General features: G+C 62.7%; 24 protein-coding genes and 1 riboswitch. Of the genes, 9 read left to right on the top strand and 15 right to left on the bottom strand.

What is annotated here, in order from left to right; translation table 11 throughout:
- The first annotated feature begins 8 nt into the window (after positions 1-8).
- A complete protein-coding gene (locus F6X59_RS07315; protein ID WP_152955635.1) occupies positions 9-626 on the top strand; it encodes a hemolysin III family protein in 618 nt (205 codons plus the stop codon).
- A 7-nt stretch (positions 627-633) separates the two neighbouring features.
- Here F6X59_RS07315 and F6X59_RS07320 read toward each other — a convergent pair whose 3' ends face one another.
- The 3 genes from F6X59_RS07320 to F6X59_RS07330 form a co-directional block, all read right to left on the bottom strand.
- Positions 634-1356 (bottom strand): 16S rRNA (uracil(1498)-N(3))-methyltransferase, encoded by a 723-nt coding sequence (locus F6X59_RS07320; RefSeq protein ID WP_152955636.1) that lies wholly within the window; start codon positions 1354-1356, stop codon positions 634-636.
- A 55-nt stretch (positions 1357-1411) separates the two neighbouring features.
- Positions 1412-2818 carry an adenosylmethionine--8-amino-7-oxononanoate transaminase gene (locus tag F6X59_RS07325; protein WP_152955637.1) on the bottom strand — a complete coding sequence of 469 codons (1407 nt, stop codon included), beginning with the start codon at positions 2816-2818 and terminating at the stop codon, positions 1412-1414.
- Positions 2819-2896: 78 nt separating this feature from the next.
- The gene (locus F6X59_RS07330) at positions 2897-3388 is read right to left on the bottom strand and encodes a hypothetical protein (protein ID WP_152955638.1); all 492 of its coding nucleotides are present in this window, start codon (positions 3386-3388) and stop codon (positions 2897-2899) included.
- A gap of 212 nt (positions 3389-3600) precedes the next feature.
- On the opposite strand from F6X59_RS07330, the gene F6X59_RS07335 reads away from it, so the two are divergent.
- The 3 genes from F6X59_RS07335 to F6X59_RS07345 all read left to right on the top strand — a co-directional run bounded on the left by F6X59_RS07335 (position 3601) and on the right by F6X59_RS07345 (position 6764).
- Positions 3601-5367, top strand: a complete 1767-nt coding sequence (locus tag F6X59_RS07335) for a flavin monoamine oxidase family protein (RefSeq protein WP_152955639.1) — start codon at positions 3601-3603, stop codon at positions 5365-5367.
- Between the two features lie 211 nt (positions 5368-5578).
- Complete coding sequence (locus tag F6X59_RS07340) at positions 5579-6130, top strand: cytochrome b (RefSeq protein ID WP_152955640.1); 552 nt, start codon at positions 5579-5581, stop codon at positions 6128-6130.
- 34 nt (positions 6131-6164) lie between these two features.
- Positions 6165-6764, top strand: coding sequence for a YceI family protein (locus F6X59_RS07345; protein ID WP_152955641.1), 600 nt, complete (start codon positions 6165-6167; stop codon positions 6762-6764).
- Positions 6765-6830: 66 nt separating this feature from the next.
- Here F6X59_RS07345 and F6X59_RS07350 read toward each other — a convergent pair whose 3' ends face one another.
- The 5 genes from F6X59_RS07350 to ahcY form a co-directional block, all read right to left on the bottom strand.
- Positions 6831-8735 (bottom strand): DEAD/DEAH box helicase, encoded by a 1905-nt coding sequence (locus tag F6X59_RS07350; RefSeq protein ID WP_152955642.1) that lies wholly within the window; start codon positions 8733-8735, stop codon positions 6831-6833.
- Between the two features lie 218 nt (positions 8736-8953).
- Positions 8954-9742: an ABC transporter substrate-binding protein gene (locus tag F6X59_RS07355; protein WP_152955643.1), complete on the bottom strand. Its 789-nt coding sequence runs from the start codon at positions 9740-9742 to the stop codon at positions 8954-8956.
- A 64-nt stretch (positions 9743-9806) separates the two neighbouring features.
- Entirely contained in the window at positions 9807-10883 is a 1077-nt protein-coding gene (locus F6X59_RS07360) for a hypothetical protein (protein WP_152955644.1), read from the bottom strand.
- A 94-nt stretch (positions 10884-10977) separates the two neighbouring features.
- Positions 10978-11823 carry a methylenetetrahydrofolate reductase [NAD(P)H] gene (gene metF / locus F6X59_RS07365; protein ID WP_152955645.1) on the bottom strand — a complete coding sequence of 282 codons (846 nt, stop codon included), beginning with the start codon at positions 11821-11823 and terminating at the stop codon, positions 10978-10980.
- 126 nt (positions 11824-11949) lie between these two features.
- Positions 11950-13359: an adenosylhomocysteinase gene (gene ahcY / locus F6X59_RS07370; protein ID WP_152955646.1), complete on the bottom strand. Its 1410-nt coding sequence runs from the start codon at positions 13357-13359 to the stop codon at positions 11950-11952.
- A gap of 21 nt (positions 13360-13380) precedes the next feature.
- Positions 13381-13478: riboswitch (S-adenosyl-L-homocysteine riboswitch) on the bottom strand.
- Between the two features lie 178 nt (positions 13479-13656).
- Here ahcY and F6X59_RS07375 point away from each other — a divergent pair.
- On the top strand, positions 13657-14058 hold the full coding sequence (locus F6X59_RS07375; protein WP_152955647.1) for a hotdog domain-containing protein: 402 nt from the start codon (positions 13657-13659) through the stop codon (positions 14056-14058).
- Between the two features lie 33 nt (positions 14059-14091).
- On the opposite strand, the gene F6X59_RS07380 is transcribed toward F6X59_RS07375, so the two are convergent.
- Positions 14092-15327, bottom strand: coding sequence for a sodium:proton antiporter (locus tag F6X59_RS07380; protein WP_152955648.1), 1236 nt, complete (start codon positions 15325-15327; stop codon positions 14092-14094).
- Positions 15328-15469: 142 nt separating this feature from the next.
- Positions 15470-16273 carry a DUF3800 domain-containing protein gene (locus F6X59_RS07385; protein ID WP_372240322.1) on the bottom strand — a complete coding sequence of 268 codons (804 nt, stop codon included), beginning with the start codon at positions 16271-16273 and terminating at the stop codon, positions 15470-15472.
- Between the two features lie 374 nt (positions 16274-16647).
- Between F6X59_RS07385 and F6X59_RS07390 the strand changes: the two genes are divergently transcribed.
- On the top strand, positions 16648-17481 hold the full coding sequence (locus tag F6X59_RS07390; RefSeq protein WP_346653740.1) for an EamA family transporter: 834 nt from the start codon (positions 16648-16650) through the stop codon (positions 17479-17481).
- Positions 17482-17509: 28 nt separating this feature from the next.
- Entirely contained in the window at positions 17510-17896 is a 387-nt protein-coding gene (locus tag F6X59_RS07395) for an MAPEG family protein (RefSeq protein ID WP_152955650.1), read from the top strand.
- Between the two features lie 49 nt (positions 17897-17945).
- On the opposite strand, the gene F6X59_RS07400 is transcribed toward F6X59_RS07395, so the two are convergent.
- Entirely contained in the window at positions 17946-19097 is a 1152-nt protein-coding gene (locus tag F6X59_RS07400; protein ID WP_152955651.1) for a murein transglycosylase A, read from the bottom strand.
- A gap of 119 nt (positions 19098-19216) precedes the next feature.
- Here F6X59_RS07400 and F6X59_RS07405 point away from each other — a divergent pair, with 119 nt between their 5' ends.
- Complete coding sequence (locus F6X59_RS07405; protein ID WP_152955652.1) at positions 19217-19663, top strand: cytochrome c; 447 nt, start codon at positions 19217-19219, stop codon at positions 19661-19663.
- A gap of 30 nt (positions 19664-19693) precedes the next feature.
- On the opposite strand, the gene F6X59_RS07410 is transcribed toward F6X59_RS07405, so the two are convergent.
- The 4 genes from F6X59_RS07410 to F6X59_RS07425 all read right to left on the bottom strand — a co-directional run bounded on the left by F6X59_RS07410 (position 19694) and on the right by F6X59_RS07425 (position 24256).
- Positions 19694-20086 (bottom strand): DUF1090 domain-containing protein, encoded by a 393-nt coding sequence (locus tag F6X59_RS07410; protein WP_152955653.1) that lies wholly within the window; start codon positions 20084-20086, stop codon positions 19694-19696.
- Between the two features lie 131 nt (positions 20087-20217).
- A complete protein-coding gene (gene ligB, locus F6X59_RS07415) occupies positions 20218-21909 on the bottom strand; it encodes an NAD-dependent DNA ligase LigB (RefSeq protein ID WP_152955654.1) in 1692 nt (563 codons plus the stop codon).
- A gap of 144 nt (positions 21910-22053) precedes the next feature.
- Positions 22054-23244: a methionine adenosyltransferase gene (gene metK, locus F6X59_RS07420; RefSeq protein WP_060510781.1), complete on the bottom strand. Its 1191-nt coding sequence runs from the start codon at positions 23242-23244 to the stop codon at positions 22054-22056.
- 19 nt (positions 23245-23263) lie between these two features.
- Positions 23264-24256 carry a metalloregulator ArsR/SmtB family transcription factor gene (locus F6X59_RS07425; protein ID WP_152955655.1) on the bottom strand — a complete coding sequence of 331 codons (993 nt, stop codon included), beginning with the start codon at positions 24254-24256 and terminating at the stop codon, positions 23264-23266.
- A 226-nt stretch (positions 24257-24482) separates the two neighbouring features.
- Between F6X59_RS07425 and tkt the strand changes: the two genes are divergently transcribed.
- Positions 24483-26480, top strand: coding sequence for a transketolase (gene tkt, locus F6X59_RS07430; RefSeq protein ID WP_152955656.1), 1998 nt, complete (start codon positions 24483-24485; stop codon positions 26478-26480).
- Positions 26481-26546: the final 66 nt, after the last annotated feature.

The following is a 26546-nucleotide window of genomic DNA, read 5'->3' on the forward strand; positions in this document are numbered from 1 at the left end:
GTGTTTGCATGTACTACGGTGAACGCTTCAATGCCTGGACCCACCTGGTCGGTGCCGTCCTGGCCTGTATCGGTGCCATCTGGCTGATCGTCGTCGCTGGCCTGCAGGGCGACCCCTGGAAGATCGTCAGCTTCTCCATCTACGGCAGCACCTTGCTGTTGCTCTACAGCATTTCCACCCTCTACCACAGCACCCGCGGGCGGGCGAAGGTGATCATGCGCAAGCTCGATCACCTGTCTATCTATCTGCTGATCGCCGGCAGCTACACCCCGTTCTGCCTGGTCAGCCTGCGTGGGCCCTGGGGCTGGAGCCTGTTTGGCGTGGTCTGGGGGCTGGCGGTGATCGGCATGCTGCAGGAGATCAAGCCGCGCTCGGAAGCGCGCGTCCTGTCGATCATCATCTATGCGGTGATGGGCTGGATCGTGCTGGTGGCGGTCAAGCCGCTGCTGAACAGCCTTGGCACTGCCGGCTTCACCTGGCTGGCGGCCGGCGGCGTGTTCTACACCGTGGGCATCATCTTCTTTGCCTTCGACAGCCGCTTCCGCCACTGGCATGGCATCTGGCACCTGTTCGTGATTGCCGGCAGCCTCATGCACTTCGTGGCGGTGTCGCTGTACGTGCGTTAGCTTTTTTTTACGAAAAATCACCCCACAGCTGCTGCGCCACCGACAGCGCCACCACCGGCGCTGTCTCGGTACGCAGTACCCGCGGCCCAAGGCGGGCAGCATGGAAGCCAGCCGCCTTGGCCTGTTCGACTTCCGCCTCGTTCAGGCCACCTTCCGGGCCGATCAGGAAAGCCAACGTTGCCGGCTTGTCATGGCTGGTCAGCGGCTCGGCGACCGGGTGCAGGACCAGTTTGAGGTCGGCTTCGGTGCCCTTGAGCCATTCGGCCAGGGTCACTGGCGGATGAATGACCGGCAGGGTCGAACGGCCGCATTGTTCACAGGCACTGATCGCCACTTGGCGCCAGTGGGCCAGGCGCTTGTCGGCACGCTCGTCCTTCAGGCGCACTTCACAGCGCTCGCTGACGATCGGGGTGATTGCGTTGGCACCAAGCTCGGTGGCCTTCTGGATCGCCCAGTCCATGCGCTCGCCGCGCGACAGGCCCTGGCCAAGGTGGACCTGCAGCGGCGAGTCGGGCTGGCCGGCGAGGGCCTGTTCGAGGTTGACGCGTACCGTCTTCTTGCCGACTTCGAGCAGTTGGCCGAGGTATTCCTGGCCACTGCCATCGAACAGTTGCACGGCATCGCCAGGGGCCATGCGCAGCACACGGCCGATGTAGTGGGCCTGGGCTTCGGGCAAGTCGTGCTCGCCAAGGCTCAGGGGGGCGTCGATGAAGAAGCGGGACAGTCGCATGGGTTTGCTCGGTAGAAGAGAGACACAGGGATAGTGATATGGCGAACTGCCGGGGCTAGCCTGGGTCGCGGAAGTCGGGGTGGAAGTTGGCCGGGACGGCGACGCTGACGCTGTCGCGGGTGGCGATGTCGATGCCTTCGCTGGCCACCTCGGCGAGGAAGTCGATCTGCTCCGGGGTAATCACGTACGGCGGCAGGAAGTACACCACGCTGCCCAGCGGGCGCAGCAGGGCGCCGCGGGTCAGGGCGTGCTCGAACACCTTCAGGCCACGACGCTCCTGCCACGGGTAGGCGGCCTTGGTGGCCTTGTCCTGGACCATCTCGATGGCCAGGGCCATGCCGGTCTGGCGGATTTCGGCGACATGGGCATGGTCGGCCAGGTGCGCGGTGGCGCTGGCCATGCGCGCGGCCAGGGCCTTGTTGGCCTCGATCACGTTGTCCTGCTCGAAGATGTCCAGCGTCGCCAGGGCGGCGGCGCAGGCCAGCGGGTTGCCGGTGTAGCTGTGCGAGTGGAGGAACGCGCGCAGGGTCGGGTAATCGTCGTAGAAGGCCTGGTACACCTTGTCGGTGGTCAGGCAGGCGGCCAGCGGCAGGTAGCCACCGGTCAGGGCCTTGGACAGGCACAGGAAGTCCGGGCGGATGCCGGCCTGCTCGCAGGCGAACATCGTGCCGGTGCGGCCGAAACCGACGGCGATCTCGTCGTGGATCAGGTGCACGTCATAGCGGTCGCAGGCCTCGCGCAGCAGCTTGAGGTACACCGGGTGGTACATGCGCATGCCGCCGGCACCCTGGATCAGCGGTTCGACGATCACCGCCGAGAGGGTTTCGTGGTGTTCGGCCAGGGTCTGCTCCATGGCGGCGAACATATTGCGCGAGTGTTCTTCCCAGCTCATGCCCTCGGGGCGCAGGTAGCAGTCGGGGCTTGGCACTTTGATGGTGTCGAGCAGCAGTGCCTTGTAGGTTTCGGTGAACAGCGGCACGTCGCCGACCGACATCGCGGCAATGGTCTCGCCGTGGTAGCTGTTGGTCAGGGTAACGAAGCGTTTTTTCGCCGGTTTGCCGATGTTCTGCCAGTAGTGGAAGCTCATCTTCAACGCCACTTCGATGCACGACGAGCCGTTGTCGGCATAGAACACCCGGTCGAGCCCGGCGGGGGTCATGGCGACCAGGCGCTCGGACAGCTCGATCACCGGCTGGTGGCTGAAGCCTGCGAGGATCACGTGCTCCAGTTGGTCGACCTGGTCCTTGATGCGCTGGTTGATGCGCGGGTTGGCGTGGCCGAACACGTTGACCCACCAGCTGCTCACGGCATCCAGGTAGCGTTTGCCGTCGAAGTCCTCGAGCCACACCCCTTCACCGCGGCGGATCGGGATCAGTGGCAGCTGCTCGTGGTCTTTCATCTGGGTGCAGGGGTGCCACAGGACTTTGAGGTCGCGTTGCATCCACTGATCGTTGAGGCCCATGGGCACTTCTCCTGGCTTACTGCCTGCTTTGACCGCGTAAGCCTAAGCAAAGCCAGGGGGCAGGACAACCGCTAGTGCTCAATGGCGGCAGGTGCGGGTCCATTCCAGCTTGCGGATATGTACGGTGCCAGCCTGTGAAGTGGAGATGGTCAGGCGGCGGAAGGGCCCTTCGATGAGCTGATGGTAGGGGTGCGTGGAAATCGGCCCCGGCCTGTAGTCGGTGTAGCCGCTGCCAGAGAGGGTCAGCCAGTAGAAGTTGCGCGGGACCGGGGCGATCAGGTCCATGTCGTAGCCATCGGTATCCAGCAACATCTGCACATCGTCGAAGTGCTGGTCGCTGACGACGTAATATTCCAGCCGCAGGCATTCGACTTCCTCGTTGAAGGCAATCTCCACGTCACTGTGCTCGCCGATCACCAGTTCGGTGCCATCTTCGCCTTTGAACGCTTCATGCAATCCGGTCCATGACGTGCCGTTGGAGCGGATTTTCAGGCCTGAAGGGGTTTGTACTGTCTGGTTGTGCCACAAGAATTGTCGTTTTACCTGTGCGAAATGCTCCTCATAGGTCATCGTGTAGCTCCTGTTGTCGGTTTTTTCAGCCACTTTCGCCAGCTTCACCCAATGGCCGAAAGCCTGGCTACTGACAAAAATGCCAGTTGCCAAAGGCACTTGATGTCGCTGTGCTGGCAGGGTCTGAATACCTGACGTATTCTTAGCGCATCGTCTCTCGGGGCATTCCTGCCTCTTCTCATCCCTGCAATTTCAACTCGGAGTTCGCCGACATGGCTGCTGCTTGGGTGCGCCTGTGTGCGTTGGTATTGATCGGTGTGTCCAGCGGCGCCGCGCTGGCAAAGGACAAGACACCGTCGGCAATCGTGGTGGGTGGCGGCCTGGCAGGCCTGACCGCGGCGTACGAGCTGCAGAACAAAGGCTGGCAGGTCACCTTGCTGGAGGCCAAGTCGGGCATGGGGGGGCGTTCCGGCCTGGCCACCAGCGAGTGGATCGGCAATGCCAAGGCCCAGCCGGTGCTCAACCAATACCTCGACCGTTTCAAGCTTGAAACACTGCCCGCGCCGGAGTTCGTGCGTACCCCGGGCTACCTGATCGACGGTGAGTACTTCAGCGCCACTGACCTGGCCACCAAGCAACCGGCCACCGCCGAGGCGCTCAAACGCTACGAGAAAACCCTCGACGACCTGGCTCGTTCGATCGATGACCCGCTCAACCCGCAGGCGACCAGCACGCTGTTCGCCCTCGACCAGATGAACGTGTCCACCTGGCTGGACAAGCTGCAACTGCCGAGCACTGCGCGTCAGCTGATCAACCAGCAGATCCGTACCCGCTACGATGAGCCATCGCGCCTGTCGCTGCTCTACTTTGCTCAGCAAAACCGCGTCTACCGTGGGGTCAGCGACCGTGACCTGCGCGCCGCGCGCCTGCCTGGCGGTAGCCCGGTACTGGCCCAGGCATTCGTCAAGCAGCTGAAGACCATCAAGACCAGCTCGCCAGTCACGGCAATCGTGCAGGACAAGGATGGCGTCAGCGTCAAGGTCGGCAGCACGGACTACAAGGCCGATTACCTGGTGATGGCAGTGCCACTGCGGGCGCTGGCCAAGATCCAGATCACCCCTGGCCTGGACACCCAGCACGTGGCAGCGATCAAGGGCACGAACTACGGCTGGCGTGACCAACTGATGCTCAAGTTCAAGCAACCTGTATGGGAAAGCCGCGCGCGCATGTCGGGCGAGATCTTCAGTAACACCGGCCTCGGCATGCTTTGGATCGAGCCCGCACTCAAGGGGGGCGCCAACGTGGTGATCAACCTGTCGGGTGACAATGCGCGTCTGCTGCAGGCCTTTGGCGACAAGCAGATGGTCGACCAGGTGCTGATCCGCCTGCATGCCTTCTATCCACAGGCCCGTGGCGCGTTCACCGGTTACGAAGTCAAACGTTACAGCGTCGATGCGGGTACCGGTGGCGCCTACCTGGCCTATGGCCCGGGGCAGATCAGCAAGTACTGGCGCCTGTGGGAGCGCCCGGTGCAGCGCATCACCTTTGCCGGTGAGCACACCGACGCGCTCTATCCGGGTACCCTCGAGGGTGCCCTGCGCAGTGGCCAACGCGCTGCCAGCCAGGTGCAGGACTTGCTCGCCGGCAAGTCGTTCGACCCGGCCAAGGCTGCGACCGTCGCAGCTGCGGCGACAGCCGGTGCAGCGGTGGCGAAGAAGGACAGCGGCGGGTTCTTCTCGCGCCTGTTCGGTGGTTCCGACAAACCTGAAGTGAAGGCTGCACCGGTTGCCAAGGCCGAGGAAGTCGCGCCAGCAACGGCCCCGGCCCCTGCAGCCGCCCCTGCTACCCCTGCACCTGCAGAAGTGGCCAAGGAAGAGCCGGCCAAGCCCGCCGCAACCAAGGCAGCACCGGCCAAACATGCACCGGCGCACAAGCCTGCGGCCAAGCAGGCGAAAAAGGCGGTCGAGCCGAAGAAAGCCACGGTCAAATCCGAGCCTGTGAAGAAGCCGGTGGCCAATACCCAGGCTCAGGCAAACTGATGTGAAATCAGCACTGGCCCTATCACCGGCAAGCCGGCGATAGGGCCAGCCCTGGCAGCCTCAAACTCTCCGACTATTGTTAATGTTTCCTTAATAGGAAACTCACACACTAATCATCATATTTCTCGATAATCCAAAGCAGTTTTTTAAGCTTTTATTCGATACGTTACGCGATAGTCTGTGCACAGCTTTCACGGGGAACCACGTCATCATGCAACTGCGCAATTCACCTTCTCGCTATGGCGTGGTCAGCATCGTCCTGCACTGGGGCGTTGCATTGGCAGTCTTCGGCCTGTTCGGCCTGGGCCTGTGGATGGTCGACCTCGGCTACTACGACCCTTGGCGCAAGGCAGGCCCGGACCTGCACAAGAGCATCGGCCTGGTGTTGCTGGCGGTCATGTTGTTGCGCGTGATCTGGCGTTTCATCAGCCCGCCACCACCGGCACCGGCCAACCACGGGGCATTCACCCGCGTGGCGGCCAAGCTGGGGCACCTGGCGCTGTACCTGGGGCTGTTTGCGGTGATGATCGCCGGTTACCTGATTTCCACTGCCGACGGCGTAGGTATTCCGGTGTTCGGCCTGTTCGAGGTGCCGGCGCTGATCAGCGACCTGCCTGATCAGGCGGACCTGGCTGGCGTGATTCATCTGTGGTTGGCATGGGGCCTGGTGATCTTTGCCGTGCTGCACGCCCTGGCCGCCCTGAAACACCATTTTATCGACCGTGACGCGACCCTGACCCGCATGCTGGGCCGCAAAGCTTGACTCTCAACCTCAATTGCATAGGAAGGAAGTAAGGATGTTGAAAAAGACTTTTGCCGCTCTGGCGCTCGGTACCGCTCTGTTCACCGCCGGCCAGGCCATGGCCGCCGAGTACAAGGTTGACAAGGAAGGCCAGCACGCGTTCGTTGATTTCAAGATCAGCCACCTGGGCTACAGCTTCATCACCGGTACCTTCAAGGACTGGGATGGTAACTTCAGCTGGGACCCGGCCAAGCCTGAAGCCAGCAAGATCGACGTCACCCTCAAGACTGTAAGCGTGGATACCAACCACGCCGAGCGTGACAAGCACATCAAGAGCAAGGACTTCCTTGACGTAGCCAAGTACCCCACTGCGACCTTCAAGTCGACCAAGGTGACCCCGACCGGCAAGAACGCCGAAGGCCAACTGACTGCCGATGTCGCCGGTGATCTGACCCTGACCGGCGTCACCAAGCCGGTGGTGATCAAGGCCACCTTCATTGGTGAAGGCAAAGACCCATGGGGCGGCTACCGTGCCGGCTTCGAGGGCAAGCTCGATATCAACCGCAAGGATTTCGCGCCCAAGTCCATGGACCTCGGCCCGCTGTCCGAGAAGGTTGAGCTGTACTTCGTGTTCGAAGGTGTTCAGCAGAAGTGATGTTGCTGTCCAGGCAATAAAAAACGCCGCCCATTGGGCGGCGTTTTTTTATGCCTGATGCGCGACTTAGCCCTTGCGGGTAAGCAGTGCTGGGCGCTCACCGCGAGGGCGGCTTGGCAGATCGTCCAGCTGCTCGGGCGTCGGGTAACGGTCGAGCTTGGATTCCTTGCGGATGATCACTGGCTGGTGCTGTTCGCGGGTGCTGCGCACTGCTGGCTCCTGCCGCGATGCATCGTCACGGCCAGCCGAACGGTTGCGGCCACCGCCATTGTTGTCACGACGGGCGCCACCACCATTGTTGTTGCGTGGGCGCTTGTCGCCGCTGGCGTTGCGCTGCTGGCCGCCAGCATTGCGGCCCTGGCCTTGGCCACCGCCGTTGTTGCTGCGCGGGGATTGGCCCTGGCCCTGCTGGCTTTGCCCCTGGCCGGCACCGCCTGGGCGGCGGTTACGGCCCTGGCCCTTGCCCTGATAAGGGCTGACGTAGTCGGCGCGGTTGCCGAAGTTATCCACATCATCATCGAGGAATTCTTCCGGGTCGCGGTCGGCAGTTGCTTTCGGCGCGCCGTTGCTGCTGGCTTGCTGCTGCTGGCGAGGCTTCTTGTCACGCGGCTTGCGTGGCTGCTGCTGCTTGTCGCCGGACTTTTCCTTGTCGGCCGGCTTGTCAGCGGCCTGCTGCTTGGCCTTGCCTTTGTCCTTGCCCTTGTCCTTGCGGCCGCCGTTGGCGTCTTTGCCGCCTTCGCCACGGGCCTGCTGCTGGTTGCGGCCGCCGCGGCCGCTGTTCTGCTGGCGCTCGCGCACTTCAGGCTTTTCAGCTTCTACCTGGCTGGCATCGAAGCCCATCAGGTCGCCGTCCGGGATCTTCTGCTTGGTGACCCGTTCGATGCTCTTGAGCAGCTTTTCTTCATCCGGCGCGACCATGGAGATGGCCTCGCCCGAGCGTCCGGCACGGCCGGTACGGCCGATGCGGTGTACATAGTCTTCCTCGACGTTCGGCAGCTCGAAGTTGACCACATGGGGCAGTTGATCGATGTCCAGGCCGCGGGCGGCGATGTCGGTTGCCACCAGCACGCGCACGCTATTGGCCTTGAAGTCGGCCAGGGCCTTGGTGCGAGCGTTCTGGCTCTTGTTGCCATGGATCGCGGCAGCGGTCAGGCCGTGCTTTTCCAGGTACTCGGCCAGGCGGTTGGCGCCGTGCTTGGTGCGGGTGAACACCAGTACCTGTTCCCAGGCACCCAGCGTGATCAAGTGCGCCAGCAGGGCACGCTTGTGGCTGGCGGGCAGGCGGTAGACGCGCTGCTCGATACGCTCGACGGTGGTGTTCGGTGGGGTGACCTCGATGCGCTCCGGGTTGTGCAGGAGCTTGTCGGCCAGGTCGGTGATGTCTTTGGAGAAGGTCGCCGAGAACAGCAGGTTCTGGCGCTTGGCCGGCAGGCGGTTGAGGACCTTCTTGACGTCATGGATGAAGCCCATGTCGAGCATGCGGTCGGCTTCGTCGAGGACCAGGATTTCCACGTGGGCCAGGTCGACCTTGCCTTGGCCGGCCAGGTCGAGCAGGCGCCCCGGGCAGGCGACGAGCACGTCGACACCCTTGGCAATGGCCTGGATCTGCGGGTTCATGCCGACGCCGCCGAAGATGCAGGCGCTGACCAGTGGCAGGTCGCGGGCGTACACCTTGAAGCTGTCGTGTACCTGGGCGGCGAGCTCGCGGGTCGGGGTCAGGACCAGTACGCGCGGTTGGCGCGGGCCATGACGCTGGGATTTGTCGGGGTGGCCGGCCGGGAACAGGCGCTCGAGGATCGGCAAGGCGAAGCCGCCGGTTTTACCAGTACCGGTCTGTGCGGCAACCATCAGGTCACGGCCTTGCAACACGGCGGGAATGGCCCGCTGTTGCACCGGAGTCGGCTGGGTGTAGCCCGCTGCCTCGATAGCGCGGACAAGAGCCTCGGAGAGACCGAGGGAAGCAAAGGACATGGGCAATCCTGTTCTCGTTTGGGCTGGGCCCGTTGGGATATTCTGCCTGGCGCGACGGGCATCGAAGGGATGCGATCGCGTCCGGTCCAGCTGGGCTTTCACTGCACATCCGGGAAGCGGAGGGTGGACGCCAAGGGGCGTCAATGCCGATCGGGATGCCTGTTGCGAGGCCGAGCGTCCGGGCGTGAGCCGGGCGGGAAGGCCCGAGTATAACAGAGCTAACGCAGCGTGCTGCTTTCCTGCTGCTCAACGGCGCCGACAAGATCGCCTGCGTCGCCGATGTAGTGTTCGATAATCGCCTCGAACGCCGGTTCCTGCTTGAAACGACGCAGCTCTTCGGTAAACGCCTGGGCCAGTTGTTCGCGCCCGGGTTTGCGCGCCAGGCCCAGGTATTGCGCCTGACGGCTGATGATCAGGGGCAGCTCTTCGACCTGCTGTTCGAGGCCAAGCTGGTTTTGCAGGTAACGCCCGACCAGGCGGTCAGTGACCAGCAGATCGATGCGCCCGCGTATGAGTTTGCCAAAATTGGCTTCGTGGCTCGGCGCAGTTTCGCGGCGGAAATCCTCGGACTCATTGAACGCCGCGTCGTAGGCGTAGCCCGGCGACGTGCCTACGGTCAGGCCGGCTAGGTCATCCAGCTGGCGGATGGCATGGCGCCGGTCGCTGGCCTGAAACAGCACGAACTCGACATCGGACATAGGCTCTGCCGGATAGACCATGTAGGCCTTGCGCGACTCGACCTGGAAAATGTCCATCACCCCGTCAGCCTGGCCCAGCTCCACCAAGGCCAGGCAGCGCTTCCACGGCAGGAACTGCCAGTCCACCTCGACACCCAGGCGGCGGAATACCTCGGTGGTGACTTCGTAGTCGATCCCTTTGGCCTGGCCACTATCGCGATACACATACGGTGCCCAGTCATCGCTGACCAGGCGCAGCCGCTCACCTAGCGCCATCGGGCTCAGGCAGGCGAGCAGCAGGGTGCACAGCAATTGGACGATGTGGGGCATGGCGCGAGATTACGCGCTCACCCGGAGCAAGGCCAGTGAAGATCAAAGGCCCCGGTTTCGGCCATCAGCGATGGGAAGCACGCAGCAGGTGCGCCTCGATATCCTTGCGCCGGTCGCCCAAAGACAGGCGCAGGCTCGGGTGGCGCAGGCACTGGCGCAACTGCTCGGGCTCGATGCGCCCGTGGCGTTCGTTGAGGTTCTCCAGCGCCTTGTCCCACCAGGCCGTTGCACAGGCGCGATCGAACTCGTTGGGGTAGGGGTAGCAGCCGTACAGCAGCTCGCGCACGAACTGGCGCTCGCGGCTGGGCATGGTCAGGCTAAGGGCCTTGTAACCCAGGCGCTGCAGGGTCGGTGGGCGTGGCAGTTGGTCGTTGACCAATGCCACATCGGCAAGCGCCGCCGGCCCCAGTGGGTTATCGCCGTGTTTGCGCAGCCAGGCCTGGATCTTGGCGCGGAACTGGGCCTTGCGGCTCCAGTAGTGGTGGATGACGTCGGTGCATTCGGCCAGTTCCATCTTGCGGTAAGCGGCCACCGCCAGGCAGAACTCTTCAAGGGTGTAGGCGGTGCGGACCAACGGGTAGAACTCGTCCATCATGGCAATGGAGCGGTCCAGCACGTCGGTGTCCTCGGCGCACAGGCCGATCACCCCCGAGTTGACCAGCGGCATCTGGCGGTCGGCGAGGCCGCGTGACTCGAGAATGCCGAGCAGGTTGGTGTACAGCAGGCACTGCTGATTCGCGCCGTAGCGCGCGCCAATGGCATTGCACAGCAGCGTGCCGGGCTTGACCCGCTGGAACAGTTGCAGTGGCGACTTGCGGAAGAACGTATCGGTGTCGATCAGCACGGCCTGAGGGTGTTGCTGCAGCACTTGGCGCATCAGCACATGCTTGCTGCGAAAGTGATAGCCGTGGGGCTGGTTCCAGGCCTTGCGGGTAGCCTCGTCGAGCAGATGAACGGTTACTGGCAGTTTGCCGTAAGGCTCGGCGTTGTCGGTATAGACCTGGATGTCGATGGCCAGATTGGCCTTGCCCCCCAGCTGCGCGAGGGCGCTGACGATGCTGAAACAGGCTTCCTGATGATAGGTGGCGGGGCCGAACGCCAGGTATACGAGCTGAGGGCGAGATGGCAGGAAATGTTGCATTGCAGGCGACACCTATCAGAGCCAGAAAGTAAATAAGGCCCTAGTCTACGACTAAAGCCTTAATTGTTTCAGAATCTGTTGATGCCAAAAAGTTTCAGCGTGGCAGTTTCAGATTGTTCCAGATCGCCAGGCTCGCCTCGGCCTGGTTAAGGGTATAGAAGTGCAGGCCCGGTGCGCCGCCTTGCAGCAGTTGCTCGCACATGCGGGTGATGACTTCTTCGCCAAAGGCCTGGATGCTCGCCGTATCGTCGCCGTAGGCTTCCAGTTGCTTGCGGATCCAGCGTGGGATCTCGGCGCCGCAGGCATCGGAGAAACGCGCCAGTTTGCTGTAGTTGGTGATCGGCATGATGCCGGGCACCACCGGGATGTCCACGCCCATTTTCTGCGCACGCTCGACGAAGTAGAAGTAGCTGTCGGCGTTGAAGAAATACTGGGTGATGGCGCTGTCGGCACCGGCCTTGACCTTGTGCACGAAGTTGCCCAGGTCGGCCTCGAAGTTACGCGCCTGTGGGTGCATTTCCGGATAGGCGGCAACTTCCAGGTGGAAGTGGTCGCCGGTTTCCTGGCGGATGAACTCGACCAGGTCGCTGGCATAACGCAGTTCACCACTGGCCATGCCCATACCCGACGGCAGGTCGCCACGCAGGGCGACGATGCGCTTGATGCCGGCTGCCTTGTATTCGGCCAGCAGGGAGCGCAGCTCGTCCTTGGTATCGCCGACGCACGACAGGTGCGGCGCGGCAGGGACCTTCACTTCGCTTTCCAGCTGCAGCACGGTGTTCAGCGTGCGGTCGCGGGTAGAGCCACCGGCACCGTAGGTGCAGGAGAAGAAGTCCGGGTTGTACGCGGCCAGCTGGCGGGCAACGCCCATCAGCTTCTCGTGACCGGCGTCGGTCTTGGTTGGGAAAAACTCGAAACTGTAACGGCGATCTTGGGACATCTGGCGTTCCTCGAGCAGCAAGCCTCAAGCAGCAAGCTGCAAGTAAAAGCCAGATCGGTGATGGCCGATCTGGCTTGGGCATCGTTCAGGTTTCGGCTTTGAAGCGTGTCGCTTCAAGCCTGCCGCTTAGTAGCGGTAGGCGTGCGGCTTGAACGGGCCTTCGACGGTCACACCAATATAGTCGGCTTGCTGCTTGGTCAGCTGGGTGACCACGCCGCCGAAGCCGCGGACCATTTCCAGGGCTACTTCTTCGTCGAGCTTCTTCGGCAGCACTTCAACGGTCAGGCGCTCGGCTTTTTTCTCGGCCGGCAGGTCAGCGAACTTCTGCTCGAACAGGAAAATCTGCGCCAGTACCTGGTTGGCGAACGAACCATCCATGATGCGGCTTGGGTGGCCAGTGGCGTTGCCCAGGTTGACCAGGCGGCCTTCGGCCAGCAGGATCAAGTAGTCGTCGTTCTGCGGGTCGAAGTCGCCGGCGCCGGTACGGTGAATCTTGTGTACCTGCGGCTTGACCTCTTCCCATGCCCAGTTCTTGCGCATGAAGGCGGTGTCGATTTCGTTGTCGAAGTGGCCGATGTTGCAGACCACGGCGCGCTTCTTCAGGGCCTTGAGCATGTTGGCGTCGCAGACGTTGACGTTGCCGGTGGTGGTGACGATCAGGTCGATCTTGCCCAGCAGCGCCTTGTCGATGCTTGCTTCAGTACCGTTGTTGATGCCGTCGATGAACGGCGAAACCAGCTCGAAGCCGTCCATGCAGGCCTGCATGGCGCAGATCGGATCAACTTCGCTGACCTTGACGATCATGCCTTCCTGGCGCAGCGACTGGGCCGAACCCTTGCCCACGTCACCGTAGCCGATCACCAGGGCCTGCTTGCCCGACAGCAGGTGGTCGGTACCACGCTTGATGGCGTCGTTCAGGCTGTGACGGCAGCCGTACTTGTTGTCGTTCTTGCTCTTGGTGACCGAGTCGTTGACGTTGATCGCCGGGACTTTCAGCTCGCCCTTGGCCAGCATGTCCAGCAGGCGGTGCACGCCGGTGGTGGTCTCTTCGGTAACGCCGTGAACGCGCTCCAGAACGGCAGGGTACTTCTTGTGCAGCAGTTCGGTCAGGTCACCGCCGTCGTCGAGGATCATGTTGGCGTCCCATGGCTGGCCATCCTTGAGGATGGTCTGCTCCAGGCACCACTCGTACTCTTCCTCGGTTTCGCCTTTCCAGGCGAACACAGGGATACCGGCGGCGGCGATGGAAGCGGCGGCCTGGTCTTGAGTCGAGAAGATGTTGCAGGACGACCAGCGCACTTCGGCACCCAGGGCAACCAGGGTTTCGATCAGCACGGCAGTCTGAATGGTCATGTGGATGCAGCCCAGGATCTTCGCACCCTTGAGCGGTTGCTCGGTGAGGTACTTGCGACGCAGGCCCATCAGTGCAGGCATTTCCGATTCGGCGATGATGGTTTCGCGACGGCCCCAAGCGGCCAGGGAAATGTCAGCGACTTTGTAATCGGTAAAACCAGCAGGCGTGTTTACAGCGCTCATTGAGAGCCTCCATTCGTAATGTGCGAATGGGCGCCGTTGTGCGTTAAGCGCCCGCGAGAGCGGACAACGCCCCATCCGAGCCTGACAGGCCCTAGCCTGCTGCAGCGCCCCTCGGACAGGTGGCGGGCATGGCGCCGCTGTGGGCCGCCATGTGAAACGGCGAGGATTATAGCCGTGACGTGCTTCGAGCCCAAGGTTTTCTGTCGATTAATCGAGACGATAGTCGATCATCAATGGAGAGGCGGCGGCCGCTCTGCCATCATTACCGCACGTTAGCCAAGCCGGTCAGGAGTAAAGATGAACTTTCACACCCGCAAATGGGTAAAACCCGAAGACCTTAACCCCAATGGCACGCTGTTCGGTGGCAGCCTGCTGCGCTGGATCGACGAAGAAGCAGCGATCTACGCCATCGTCCAGCTGGGCAACCAGCGTGTTGTGACCAAGTACATGTCGGAAATCAACTTCGTCAGTGCCTCGCGCCAGGGCGACATCATCGAGTTGGGCATCACCGCCACCGAGTTTGGCCGCACCTCGATCACCCTCACGTGTGAAGTGCGCAACAAGATTACCCGCAAGAGCATCCTGACAGTCGACAAGATGGTCTTCGTCAACCTGGGCGAAGACGGCTTGCCAGCGGCCCACGGGCGGACCGAGATCAAGTATGTCCAGGACCAGTTCCCGGACTCTGCGGTGGAATGACGTTCCTGGGGCCGCAGAGCGGCCCCGGCATGCTCAAGGCTGTGCGCTGACCTTGCGCACTACGCGGCCAATGCTCAAACCCTGCACCAGGATCGAAGACAGCACCACGATGTAGGTGATCGACAGCAGCAGGTCACGTTCGTCGCCCATTGGCAGCGACAGCGCCAGTGCAACCGACACGCCCCCGCGCAGGCCACCCCAGGTCAGCACGCGGATGGTGCCCTGAGGCACCGGCCGCCAGCGACGCAACAGCATGATCGCTGGGGCCACGGTCAGCAGCCGCGACAGCAGCACCGCCAGCGCCAGCACACCACCCGCCGCCAGGTGCAGCCAGTTGAATGGCAGCAGCAACAGCTCCAGGCCGATCAAGGCGAACAGCAGGGCATTGAGCATGTCGTCGATCAGTTCCCAGAAACCGTCCATATAGCGGCGGGTCATGTCGTTCATCGCCAGGTTGCGGCCCAGGTTACCGATGATCAGGCCCGCGACCACCATGGCGATCGGTGCCGAAACATGCAGCTCGTAGCACATCGCCGAACCACCGATCACCAACGCCAGGGTCAGCATGACCTCGACCTGGTACTGCTCGACGCTCTTGATCATGCGGTAGGTGGCATAGCCGATCGCGCCGCCGAAAAGCACGCCGCCGATGGCTTCGCGGGCGAACAGCAGGGCGGTGTCGGCAACGCTCGGCGTTTCGCCCAGCTGGATGATGCCCAGCAGGACGGTGAACACCACGACCGCGGTGCCGTCGTTGAACAACGATTCGCCGACGATGGTGGTCTTCAATGGCTTGGAGGCATTGGCGGTACGCAGTGCGCCGAGTACGGCGATCGGGTCGGTCGGGGAGATCAGCGCACCGAACAGCAGGCAGTAGATCAGCGGTACCTGCCAGCCGAACAGGGCGAACACCCAGTGCGACAGGTAGCCGATCACCACGGTGGCGATCAGCACGCCCAGGGTGGCCAGCAGGCCGATCGGCCAGCGGTAGCTGCGCAAGTCGCTGAGGTTGACGTGCAGTGCACCGGCGAACAGCAGGAACGCCAGCATCCAGTGCATCAGCAGGTCATTGAAGTCGATCTGGTTCATCAGGCCTTCGACGCGTTCTTCCAGGCCAGGGAAGCCGATCAGGCTCAGGCCCTGCAGTATCAGGGAGAACAGCAGCGCCGTGACCATCACGCCGATGGCGGGTGGCAGGCCGATGAAGCGGTAATTTACATAGGTGAGGAGGGTGGTAAGGCAGATAAACGCGGCAACTAGTTCAAGCATCCCGAATCCTGTGACAGTGGCTTCCAAGTCGTTACCCGAATGGCTCGGGCAGTTCTTTGATGATCTGGCGAGGGGGTCGGGACACACTTTTTGACTGTGCAGGTAGACCGCGTATCCGTTGTGAGGTTTCCTGTATGTAGCTTCAGGCTTCTGTTCTTGCCATCGGGCGCTTGCCGACAGGCAACATGACGGGGTGGTACTGCAAGCCTGAGCCCGGCAGGGCGGCTTCAGCGATTCGGGCTGAGAAATATCTGTCGAAAGGCTCCCAGTCTGGGTACTCCTCAGGCGAAACAGACATCGCCATCAATCGCCCCACCAGGCCGCAGATCCAGTCTGCGCATTGCAGTGTCTGGAAGAGGTGGCTTTCGCCCTGCAGGGGAGGCTCAATCAGGCTTCGACATTTCTCACTGGCATCTTCGAACATCGCCAGGGTGCAGGCTTCTACATTTCGTTCACGCCATTCATTTCCGGCGCGCTGCTCATCCAGAAGAAGCATGAAGGTCGAGGCGGACGGCGTGCAGTAACGATCGATTGTTCTTATTGCGTGCAGCAGTTGGCGCTTGAACGTATCAGTCGCGTCGTGCTGCTTGACCGGTCCAGTCTTGTGCTCACCGGCATAGATGACATATCCACCAATGTTCCTGATGTGGTTGAGCAGGCGAAAGGTTGCCTGTCTCAATGATCGGTATTGCGTGACGTTTCGTGTCGTGAAGAGTTTGGAACCTTTCTTTTCCCACTGATAGGCAGGAAGGTTCCTGGGATTTTCATGGATTATGTCCCAGCTAAGTAACTGGCATTTCAACTGATAGAAGAAGATGGCGAACTCTCGTACTTCTTCAGCGGGAAGAAGAATCCCGCCCAGGCCGAACACGGGGCTGGTCTTGAAGTGGCTGTGAGTGCGCGAGACGTATTGCCCGACATGGCCGAATTCGTCGAGGTAGGTCACAAAGTGAGTCATGAGTTCCGGGTGTCCTTGCCCCAGAAACACGAAAGCCCGCGTGCTTGCGCATTGCGGGCCTCGGAAGGTAGGCACGGGTTACCCCATGCGTTGCGGCGATCCTAATCCTGCGAGCGGTCAAGCGTCAATCGTGTTTCGTAAGTGAGTGTGTATTCGTTAAAGTGGCTGAGTTCAGGTGCAGCGCGAGCGCCGCAACTACATGCGGTGCGGTGGGTGATGAGTGTATTGAATGGAACGACGAGAAACGGCTTTATGAACGTGCTGAAACTTCTACTGAGCGTGTAGTCTTTTTCCGTGGCCACACTTTGCTCCGAGGTATAGTGCTGCGAACCCATTTGATCCCAAGGCAAGGACTCTCCCGCGTGCTGGCAACTTTCCTGGTATTGGTCGCCGCCCTGCTGCACGCGACCTGGAACACCCTGATCAAATTCAGCGCCGAGCGCCTGCTGGTGATCGCCAGCATGGACCTCGTGGCGTTGCTGTTCGCCGTCTGCGCGGTGGCCTTCACCGAGTTCCCGCCCGCCGAGATCTGGCCATGGCTGCTGGCTTCGGCGCTGGCCGAGCAGTTGTACCGGTTCTTGCTGATCCAGGCCTACCGGGTCGGTGACCTGGGGCTGGTCTATCCTCTGATGCGCGGCCTGTCGCCGCTGGTGGTGCTGGGGCTGACCCTGGCGTTTGCCGGTGAGTCGCTCAGCCAGCAGCAGATCATCGGCATCCTGCTGATCCCGTGTGGCATGGCGTGCCTGTTGTGGCAGGGCGGCGGCGGTGATCGCCTGCCCTGGTCGATGTTGCCGGTGGTTGCGCTGATCGGCCTGTGTATCGGTTGCTACACCTGGTTCGACGGCCAGGCAGTGCGGTTGTGGGGCAAGCCCTGGGATTACCTGGTGTGGTTGACGCTGCTCAGCGCCTGGCCATTCCCGTTGCTGGCCAGCGTGGCGCGGCGGGCGCCATTCGTGCTGTTCTGGCGCAGCCAATGGCGCTTGGGGTTGGCAGTGGGCTTTTGCGTGCTGTTCAGTTACGCGCTGGTGCTGTGGGCCATGCACCTGGGGTCGGTGGCCGAGGCGGCGGCCCTGCGCGAGTTGAGTGTGATCCTGGTGGTACTGTTGGGCATGCGCTACCTCAAAGAACCTTTTGGCGGGCCGAGACTCCTAGCTTGCGGGCTGGTCCTGGCAGGCATGCTGGTGATGAAGCTCTGACCTGAACATTGAACAAGGAGTCCTGTGCATGACTGTTGCCCTGTGGTGCATCCTGATCGCCCTGTGCCTGCCGCCACTGTGCGCATTGATTGCGAAGGTGAGCAGTGGCCGCTTCGGCCTGCGCGACAACCATGACCCGCGTGCATTCCTCGATACCCTGTCGGGCCTGCCAAGGCGTGCGCATGCGGCCCAGCAGAACAGCTTCGAGGCGTTTCCGGCGTTTGCTGCGGCAGTGCTGGTGGCGGATATCGTCGGCAACGCCGAGCAGGTGACCCAGGATGTGCTGGGGGTGATGTATATCACCAGCCGGCTGTTGTACATCATCTGCTATCTGGCGGATTGGGCGGCGTTGCGGTCGCTGGTTTGGCTTGCCGGGATGGCGATTATCGTGGCGTTCTTTGTGGTTTCCATCTAAAACCGAGTCGCCTGCTTCGCGGGCTTGCCCGCGAAGCAGCCACCGCCGATCAAAGCACTTCAGGTACCTCTGGCAGCGGCTTGCCCTTGGGCCACAGCATCCAGATCTGCCCCTGCTGCTTCATGTTCCCGGCCAGTTCGCCGGCCTCCGGTCCGGTACCCCAGAACAGGTCGGCACGCACTTCGCCGGCAATCGCCCCGCCGGTGTCCTGAGCCCCCACCGGGCGTACCACTGGCGACCCATCCGGGCGCGTGGTGGACAGCCACAGCAGGCTACCCAGCGGGATCACCTTGCGGTCGATGGCCACGCTGTAGCCCGCTGTCAGCGGCACGTTCAGCGAGCCGCGCGGCCCTTCATTGCTGTCCGGCCGGGCACTGAAGAACACATAGCTAGGGTTGCTGGCCAGCAGTTCCGGCACGCGCTGCGGGTTGGCCATGGCCCAGGCGTGGATGCTGCCCATGGTCACGTCTTCTTTTTTCAACTGGCCTTGCTCCACCAGCCAGCGGCCGATTGGCCGGTAGGGGTGGCCGTTCTGGTCGGCGTAACCCAGGCGCAATTGGCGGCCATCTTCCAGCTGGATCCGGCCCGAGCCCTGGATCTGCAGGAACTGCAGGTCCATCGGATCGGTCAGCCAGGCCAGCACGGGCGCCTTGACGCCATCGCGGCTGATCACCTCGGCGGTGTCGTAGGGTTTGAGCACGCGACCGTCCAGGCGGCCACGCAGGCGCTTGCCCTTGAGTTCGGGGTATACGCTGGCCAGGTCGACCACGATCATGTCATCGGGTACGCCATAAACCGCCACGTGCGCCGCTTCGGTGCGCTTCAGGCTGCCGGGGTAGACCGGTTCGTAGTAGCCGGTGATCAGGCCGTTGGCATTGTTGTCGGCGGAACGCAGGCCGTACACCTGCAGGTTCTGCTCAAGGAACGTGCGCACTTGGGTGGCGCTCGCGGTGTCGCTGCCGGCCGCTTCACAGGTGGCGGCCCACACAGGGTCGCGTTTGAGTTTTTCGCAGCCGCTGCGCCAGGCGTAGAAGCCGGCCAGCAGGTCTTCATCGCTGACCGCGGGCAGGTCTTTCCAGGTGGCCGGGGCATAGGTGGCGATGGCATGAGGCTCGGGCTTGGCATTTTCGCCGCCGTTGCAGCCGACCAGCAGGGCGAGTGCCGGGAGTGTCCAGGCCAAGTGGCGCAGGGCAGATTTCATCAGAGTGTACCTGTGGCTGGCGAACATGAAGATTCGCCCTTGTGTTTTATGTGGCTATTGGTCTTTGCCTGGCAGGCGGCGATACTGGCCGCCCCTTTGCGTCGGCTGAAGTGACCGTGATGTTCAAGCGATTGACCGTAGTACTGCTTGCTGCCCTTGCCCTGACCGCCTGCGACCGGGTCGACCCCAACTCGCCGCTGGGCAAGCGCAAGGCAATCTTCAAGGACATGCTCAAGACCAGCGAAGACATGGGCGGCATGTTGCGCGGCCGCTTGCCCTTCGACGGGGTGAAGTTCGCCGACGGTGCGTTGAAGCTCGATGGCCTTGCCCATGCACCGTGGCAGCATTTTCCACAAGCGCGGGACGAAGGTGACAGTAGCGCGCGAGCAGAGGTGTGGGAGCGGCAGGCGCGGTTCCATGACCTTGCCCGGCAACTGGAGGGCGTGACCGGCGAGTTGGTCGACCTGACGCGGGCCCAGCCGTTGGACGCGGCGCAATTGAAGGCACCGATGGACAAGGTCGAGGCGGCGTGCAAGGCGTGCCATAGCGAATTCCGCAATCATTGATCGCCTGCATCAACAGGCGATCAGGCAAGATCAGCGGTCCAGGTCGTCCACGGCTTCCTGCAGCTCTTTACGCGACTCGGCAAGCTTGTCCTTGCGCTTGTTGATCTTTTCCGCGTCGCCTTTTTTCTCGGCCTTCTTCAGGTCTTTCTCGCGCTGCGCCACCTCATGACGGGCATCGAGCACTTTCTGCTCGCGCTCTTTACGCAGGCCGGCGTCGGTGCAATTGTCAACGCCACGCAGTGCCTCCTCGAGCCCTGCCACCTGATCGCTGTTGCCGTGGTCGCGGGCGATTTTCAGCTGGTTCTCGATAGCACTGCGCTTGGCGGCGCAACCGGTCAGGCCCTCTTCGGGCTGGGCGGCTTGGGCAGCGCCGACAGCGAGACCAAGCGTGGTCAGCAGTGCCAGGGTGGAAATCAATTTCATCAAAGCCTCCTTGAGGGGGCGGGGCAGCAAAAGATGGGGCAAATCCTGCCTTGGTTTTGACTATTTAGGAACCCTTGTTGGATATTTCTGGAACAATCCAGGCGTTTTCCTGCAACGGTTTTTGTTAAAACTCATTGCCTCATACGGGTGGCAGTGGCGGGGAAGCCCTGGATGCCGCTTTCACTCAGCTGCTGTGCGAGGGCCTGCACGTGCTCGGCCGCGAAAAACGCTTGTAGCTGGCTGGCGCGGGTTGCGCCAATGCCGGGCAAGGCTTGCCATTCAGTGGCTGAGCGCTGAGTGAAGGTTGCCCAGTCGCCCTCAAGTGGCAGATTGCGTGGTATCGGCACGCCAAGACCGCTGATCCACTGGGCGAAAGGCCTGGCGCGACCAGCCTCGAAGCTACGTTGCAGGTGCTTGGCGCGGGTATCGCTCATGCCAGGTAGCTGGGCCAGCCGCTCGGCGTCCAGCGCCAACCAGTCTGCCAGCGATGCTACCTGCCCGCCGCGTACCAGTCGTCGCCAAGTGCCGGGCCCGGTACCCGGCATGGCCAGGCCTTGTTTGCCGCTGAGCCAGGTGAGGCGGGCGATGAACTGTTCTTCGCAGCCTTCGCTGACCTGCCAGCATGTCAAAGCGCTGTATTGATCCGGCGCAGGCGCCGTGACGGCATCGCGCTCGGTGGCGCGAAGCACTACCTGTTCGAAGCGCGGGATGGTCAGCCCCGCCAGGCTGATGGCTACCTGGTCCCCCGGGCGAATATCGAGTGCTTGCCAGCGAGCCAGGGAGCCCAGGCTCACCTGGGTAATAAGGCGGTCGTCGAGTTGCACTGGCTGCAGCTTCAGGACGGGTGTGATTCGGCCCGTGCGGCCAATGCGAAAGTGCACGTCACGCACTTCGGTCAGCGCCTGGGCAAAGGGGTGCTTCCAGGCTGCGATCCAGTAAGGCGCATTGCTTTGCCAGCGTTCGGCGGATGGCCGTGTGTTCTGGCGCAGGATCACCCCATCCGTGGCGAAGGGCAGGGCAGAGCGATACCAATGCTGGCGCCAGTATGCCGCCTCGCCAGCGCTGTTGATGGCCACGCTGTAGCGCTGGCTGTCAGGGAAACCCAGCGCAGCCAGCTGAGCCACACGCTCGCCCTGATCGCTCGGCCCTTGTGGCCAGTCCCAGACAAACAGCGCAATGTTTGCGCCTTTTTCACGGGCCAGCTGCTTGCGCGCCAGCAGTCCCGCGACGGTGGCGCGCGCGTTGACGCTACCATTCTGCGCTTGCACATGGTCGCCCAGGCGCAGGTACAGCTCCCCTTGCAGGGTCAGCTCCAGTGGGTTGGGCAACTGCCGGTTGATGCCTTCCAGTACCTCGATATGCCGGCTCCAGTCATGCCCCTGGTTGCCGTCACCCCGGCTGAGCAGCTGGACCAGCCGGCCTTGGCGATAGACCAGGGTCACCGCGACGCCATCGACCTTCGGTTGCAGCCAGACACCTGTCTTGCCGGCCATCCAATGGCTCACGGCCTGTTCGTTCGAGAGCTTGTCGACGCCGGTGTGGCGGATCGGGTGGGCAATCGGCCCGCGTGCGCTGGCCAGTGAATCCAGCTCGCTGTGCAGTGCGAAGCACGCTTGCAGATTCAGCAGGCGTTGGCGGCTTTGGTCATAGAGCTCATCGGGCACCAGCGACTCGCCCAGGCGATGGTAGTGGTCATCCCAGTGGCTGACCGTCTCGCGCAGGCGGGTGACTTCGGCATGTGCCCGCTCGGACGACCAGGTCGGGCAGCCAGCGGCTTGCGCATTGATCGATAGAACGAGCAGAAACAGGAGCAGCAACGGCATGGCCAGCATCCTTGCTTGGCGGAGGGGAAGCCTCAGCCTAGGCAACGGCAGCGAGGGATGCGCCGCGCAGTTGTCAGCCGATATGTCACAAAAAAGCCCCTGCCGATCACTCGGCAGGGGCTTTCAGTTACCGCTGCAGGAAAATTACAGGCCGGCAGCGTCACGCAGCGCCTGGGCGCGGTCGGTGCGCTCCCAGGTGAAGGTGGTGAAGGTGTCGTCGCCGACGGTTTTCTGCTGCGGCTCACGGCCGAAGTGGCCGTAGGCTGCGGTTTCCTGGTACATCGGGTGCAGCAGGTCGAGCATCTTGGTGATGGCGTACGGACGCAGGTCGAAGCACTCGCGCACGATCTGGATGATCTTGTCGTCGGACACCTTGCCGGTGCCGAAGGTGTTGATCGAGATGGAGGTCGGCTGGGCCACGCCGATGGCGTAGGACACCTGGATCTCGCAACGTTCGGCCAGGCCGGCGGCAACGATGTTCTTGGCCACGTAGCGGCCGGCGTAGGCGGCGGAACGGTCGACCTTGGACGGGTCCTTGCCGGAGAACGCGCCACCACCGTGACGGGCCATGCCGCCGTAGGAGTCGACGATGATCTTGCGGCCGGTCAGGCCGCAGTCGCCCACCGGGCCACCGATGATGAAGTTGCCGGTCGGGTTGATGTGGAACTGGGTGCCTTTGTGCAGCAGTTCGGCCGGCAGGGTGTGCTTGACGATCAGCTCCATCACGGCTTCCTGCAGGTCTTTCTGCGAAACCTCAGGGTTGTGCTGGGTCGACAGGACCACGGCGTCGATACCGACGACCTTGCCGTTCTCGTAACGGCAGGTGACCTGCGACTTGGCATCCGGGCGCAGCCACGGCAGCAGGCCGGACTTGCGTGCTTCGGCCTGGCGCTCGACCAGGCGGTGCGAGAAGCAGATCGGCGCCGGCATCAGTACGTCGGTTTCGTTGCTGGCGTAGCCGAACATCAGGCCTTGGTCGCCTGCGCCCTGGTCTTCCGGCTTGGAGCGGTCGACGCCCTGGGCGATGTCCACCGACTGTTTGCCGATGATGTTCATCACGGCGCAGGTGGCGCCGTCGAAGCCGACGTCGGAGCTGTTGTAGCCGATGTCGATGATGACCTTGCGCACCAGTTCTTCCAGGTCGACCCAGGCAGACGTGGTGACTTCGCCGGCGATGATGGCGACACCGGTCTTGACCAGGGTTTCGCAGGCAACGCGGGCGTACTTGTCCTGGGTGATGATGGCATCAAGGACCGCGTCCGAAATCTGGTCGGCGATCTTGTCCGGATGCCCTTCGGACACGGACTCGGAGGTGAAAAGGGAGTATTCGCTCATCTCGACGGGTTCCTAAAATTTACCGATGGTGAGTGTCGCCAGCCGTCCGCTGAAAATGGCGGACCTGGATCTGGAAACCGTTACGCAAGCCCACATAGAGGCTGTCCCCGGGGACCAGCCCGGCTGCTGTGGCCCAACGGGCCAGGTCGTCCTGTTCAAAGCCGAGCCAGAGGTCGCCGCAGGCTTCCCGCGCCCAACCCTGGTCATGGCTGCACAGTTCGGTGACCAGCAGGCTGCCGCCTGCTTTCACCCGTTTGGCCAGCTGGCGCAGGGCCAGGGCCGGGTCGCTGAAATGGTGCAGGACCATGTTCAGCACAACGCAGTCGGCTTCCACATCCGTTGCACCCAGTGCATCGGCCAACTGCAGGTTTACATTACCCAGACGTTCGCGTTCGCAGACCTGTCGCGCCAGTTCGAGCATGGTCGGGCTGTTGTCCAGGGCCGTGACCTGGGCGAAGCGCCGTGCCAGGTCTGGCAGGAAGCCGCCATCGCCGGGGCCGACTTCCAGCGCGCTGGCGGTCGGCGCGAAGTTCAGCTTGTCGAGCAGCGCCAGCAGGCTTTCGCGGTACTGCGGCAAGCCGGCGATGAGGTCTTGCTGGGCGCGAAATTTTTCTTCCACACGCAGGAAAAAGTCCTGGCTGGTGGCGGCGCGGCGTTGCTGCACCTGGGCGATACGGGCCTGGACATCCTCGGGCAAGGTCAGGTCGTCGACCTCATCGAGCAGGGCCATGTGCAGGCGCCCGCCGAAGCGCTGCCCGTCGGGCAGGGCACGCCGGTAGAAGATCGCATTGCCTTCGCGCCGCGTGGCCACCAGCTCGGCCTGGGCCAGCACCTTGAGGTGGTGGCTCATGCCCGACTGGCCGACGTCGAAGATCTGCGCCAGCTCCAGCACGCCGAACGAATCACTGGCCAGGGCGCGCAACACGTTCAGGCGCAGCTCGTCGCCACTGGCCTTGCACAGGGCGGCCAGTGTGTCGCTTTGCTGAGGGATCGGTTGCGCACGGAGGTTCATGGGGCGGCAGTCTAGACAGGCAGGGCTGCCCCCGCAAGGCCAATATCAAAAAGTTTTGATATTGGCTGATGGGCGGATGGCTCTGGCGGTTTTTTCGCCGTTATGCAGGCCAATCACAGGAAAATCCCCCAACTGCGACCATCCGTCATTGCCCCCAGCCCCTGCAGTGGGCGAAAATGGCCGCCTTTTTCGTGACACCACCTATTCAAGCCCCAGGAGATAAGCGATGCCCAGCCGTCGTGAACGTGCCAACGCCATTCGTGCACTCAGCATGGATGCCGTGCAAAAGGCCAACAGCGGCCACCCAGGTGCCCCCATGGGCATGGCGGATATCGCCGAAGTGCTTTGGCGCGACTACATGAAGCACAACCCGAGCAACCCGGACTTCGCCGACCGCGACCGCTTCGTGCTGTCCAACGGCCACGGCTCGATGCTCATTTATTCGCTGCTGCACCTGACTGGCTACGACCTGTCGATCGACGACCTCAAGGCCTTCCGCCAGCTGCACAGCCGCACCCCGGGCCACCCGGAATACGGCTACACCCCAGGCGTCGAGACCACCACCGGCCCGCTCGGCCAAGGCCTCGCCAACGCCGTGGGCTTCGCCCTGGCCGAGAAAGTGCTGGCCGCCCAGTTCAACCGTGACGGCCACAACATCGTCGACCACAACACTTATGTGTTCCTCGGCGACGGCTGCATGATGGAAGGTATCTCCCATGAAGTCGCCTCGCTGGCCGGCACCCTGGGCCTGAACAAGCTGATCGCCTTCTACGACGATAACGGCATTTCCATCGACGGCGAAGTGCACGGCTGGTTCACCGACAACACCCCGGCGCGTTTCGAAGCCTACAACTGGCAGGTCATCCGCAACGTCAACGGTCACGATGCCGACGAGATCAAGATGGCCATCGAGACTGCGCGCAAGAGCGACCGTCCGACCCTGATCTGCTGCAAGACCATCATCGGCTTCGGTTCGCCGAACAAGCAGGGCAAGGAAGACTGCCACGGCGCACCGCTGGGCAACGACGAAATCGCCCTGGCCCGCAAGGAACTGAACTGGAACCACGGTCCGTTCGAAATCCCGGCCGAGATCTACGCCGAGTGGGATGCCAAGGCTGCCGGTGCCAAGGCCGAAGCCGCCTGGAACCAGCGTTTCGACGCCTACGCCAAGGCCTACCCGGAGCTGGCTGCCGAGTTCAAACGCCGTGACAGCGGCGAGCTGCCGGCCGACTTCAGCGAGAAGGCCCAGGCCTACATCAATGAAGTGGCTGCCAAGGGTGAAACCATTGCCAGCCGCAAGGCCAGCCAGAACGCGCTGAACGCCTTCGGCCCGATGCTGCCTGAGTTCCTCGGCGGTTCGGCTGACCTGGCCGGCTCCAACCTGACCCTGTGGAAGGGCTGCAAGGGCGTCGAAGCCAACGATGCCAGCGGCAACTACGTGTTCTACGGCGTGCGTGAGTTCGGCATGACCGCCATCATGAACGGCGTCGCCCTCCATGGTGGCCTGGTGCCTTACGGCGCGACCTTCCTGATGTTCATGGAATACGCCCGCAACGCCGTGCGCATGTCGGCACTGATGAAGCAGCGCGTGATCCACGTCTACACCCACGACTCCATCGGCCTGGGCGAAGACGGCCCGACTCACCAGCCGATCGAGCAGCTGACCAGCCTGCGCAGCACGCCGAACCTGGACACCTGGCGCCCAGCCGACGCGGTCGAATCGGCCGTGTCCTGGAAAAACGCCCTGGAGCGCAAGGACGGCCCATCGGCGCTGATCTTCTCGCGTCAGAACCTGCAGCACCAGGAGCGCGACGCGCAGCAGATCGCCGACATCAGCCGCGGCGGCTACGTGCTCAAGGATTGCGCTGGCGAGCCTGAGCTGATCCTGATCGCCACCGGTTCGGAAGTGGGCCTGGCCGTTCAGGCACACGCCAAGCTGACCGAGCAGGGCCGCAAGGTGCGCGTGGTTTCCATGCCTTGCACCAGCGTGTTCGACGCCCAGGACGCTGCCTACAAGCAGTCGGTACTGCCGGTCGAAGTCGCTGCACGTATCGCCATCGAAGCCGCCCACGCGGACTTCTGGTACAAGTACGTGGGCCTGGAAGGTCGTATCATCGGCATGACCACCTACGGTGAATCGGCTCCGGCTGCTGCACTGTTCGAGGAATTCGGCTTCACCCTGGAAAACATCCTGGGCACCGCCGAAGAGCTGCTGGAAGACTGATACAGGCAAGGCGAGGGCCGTAGGCCCTCGTTCGCGGCGCAAGGCCGCTCCCACAGGGTCCGCTTG

The organism is Pseudomonas sp. MN1F, assembly GCF_009391885.1.
GTDB lineage: Bacteria > Pseudomonadota > Gammaproteobacteria > Pseudomonadales > Pseudomonadaceae > Aquipseudomonas.

Bases quoted from the DNA above. Each gene is read 5' to 3' on its own strand.
- F6X59_RS07315 (WP_152955635.1), top strand. From the start codon at position 9: ATGTACTACGGTGAACGCTTCAATGCCTGGACCCACCTGGTCGGTGCC.
- F6X59_RS07320 (WP_152955636.1), bottom strand. From the start codon at position 1,356: ATGCGACTGTCCCGCTTCTTCATCGACGCCCCCCTGAGCCTTGGCGAG.
- F6X59_RS07325 (WP_152955637.1), bottom strand. From the start codon at position 2,818: ATGGGCCTCAACGATCAGTGGATGCAACGCGACCTCAAAGTCCTGTGG.
- F6X59_RS07330 (WP_152955638.1), bottom strand. From the start codon at position 3,388: ATGACCTATGAGGAGCATTTCGCACAGGTAAAACGACAATTCTTGTGG.
- F6X59_RS07335 (WP_152955639.1), top strand. From the start codon at position 3,601: ATGGCTGCTGCTTGGGTGCGCCTGTGTGCGTTGGTATTGATCGGTGTG.
- F6X59_RS07340 (WP_152955640.1), top strand. From the start codon at position 5,579: ATGCAACTGCGCAATTCACCTTCTCGCTATGGCGTGGTCAGCATCGTC.
- F6X59_RS07345 (WP_152955641.1), top strand. From the start codon at position 6,165: ATGTTGAAAAAGACTTTTGCCGCTCTGGCGCTCGGTACCGCTCTGTTC.
- F6X59_RS07350 (WP_152955642.1), bottom strand. From the start codon at position 8,735: ATGTCCTTTGCTTCCCTCGGTCTCTCCGAGGCTCTTGTCCGCGCTATC.
- F6X59_RS07355 (WP_152955643.1), bottom strand. From the start codon at position 9,742: ATGCCCCACATCGTCCAATTGCTGTGCACCCTGCTGCTCGCCTGCCTG.
- F6X59_RS07360 (WP_152955644.1), bottom strand. From the start codon at position 10,883: ATGCAACATTTCCTGCCATCTCGCCCTCAGCTCGTATACCTGGCGTTC.
- metF (WP_152955645.1), bottom strand. From the start codon at position 11,823: ATGTCCCAAGATCGCCGTTACAGTTTCGAGTTTTTCCCAACCAAGACC.
- ahcY (WP_152955646.1), bottom strand. From the start codon at position 13,359: ATGAGCGCTGTAAACACGCCTGCTGGTTTTACCGATTACAAAGTCGCT.
- F6X59_RS07375 (WP_152955647.1), top strand. From the start codon at position 13,657: ATGAACTTTCACACCCGCAAATGGGTAAAACCCGAAGACCTTAACCCC.
- F6X59_RS07380 (WP_152955648.1), bottom strand. From the start codon at position 15,327: ATGCTTGAACTAGTTGCCGCGTTTATCTGCCTTACCACCCTCCTCACC.
- F6X59_RS07395 (WP_152955650.1), top strand. From the start codon at position 17,510: ATGACTGTTGCCCTGTGGTGCATCCTGATCGCCCTGTGCCTGCCGCCA.
- F6X59_RS07400 (WP_152955651.1), bottom strand. From the start codon at position 19,097: ATGAAATCTGCCCTGCGCCACTTGGCCTGGACACTCCCGGCACTCGCC.
- F6X59_RS07405 (WP_152955652.1), top strand. From the start codon at position 19,217: ATGTTCAAGCGATTGACCGTAGTACTGCTTGCTGCCCTTGCCCTGACC.
- F6X59_RS07410 (WP_152955653.1), bottom strand. From the start codon at position 20,086: ATGAAATTGATTTCCACCCTGGCACTGCTGACCACGCTTGGTCTCGCT.
- ligB (WP_152955654.1), bottom strand. From the start codon at position 21,909: ATGCCGTTGCTGCTCCTGTTTCTGCTCGTTCTATCGATCAATGCGCAA.
- metK (WP_060510781.1), bottom strand. From the start codon at position 23,244: ATGAGCGAATACTCCCTTTTCACCTCCGAGTCCGTGTCCGAAGGGCAT.
- F6X59_RS07425 (WP_152955655.1), bottom strand. From the start codon at position 24,256: ATGAACCTCCGTGCGCAACCGATCCCTCAGCAAAGCGACACACTGGCC.
- tkt (WP_152955656.1), top strand. From the start codon at position 24,483: ATGCCCAGCCGTCGTGAACGTGCCAACGCCATTCGTGCACTCAGCATG.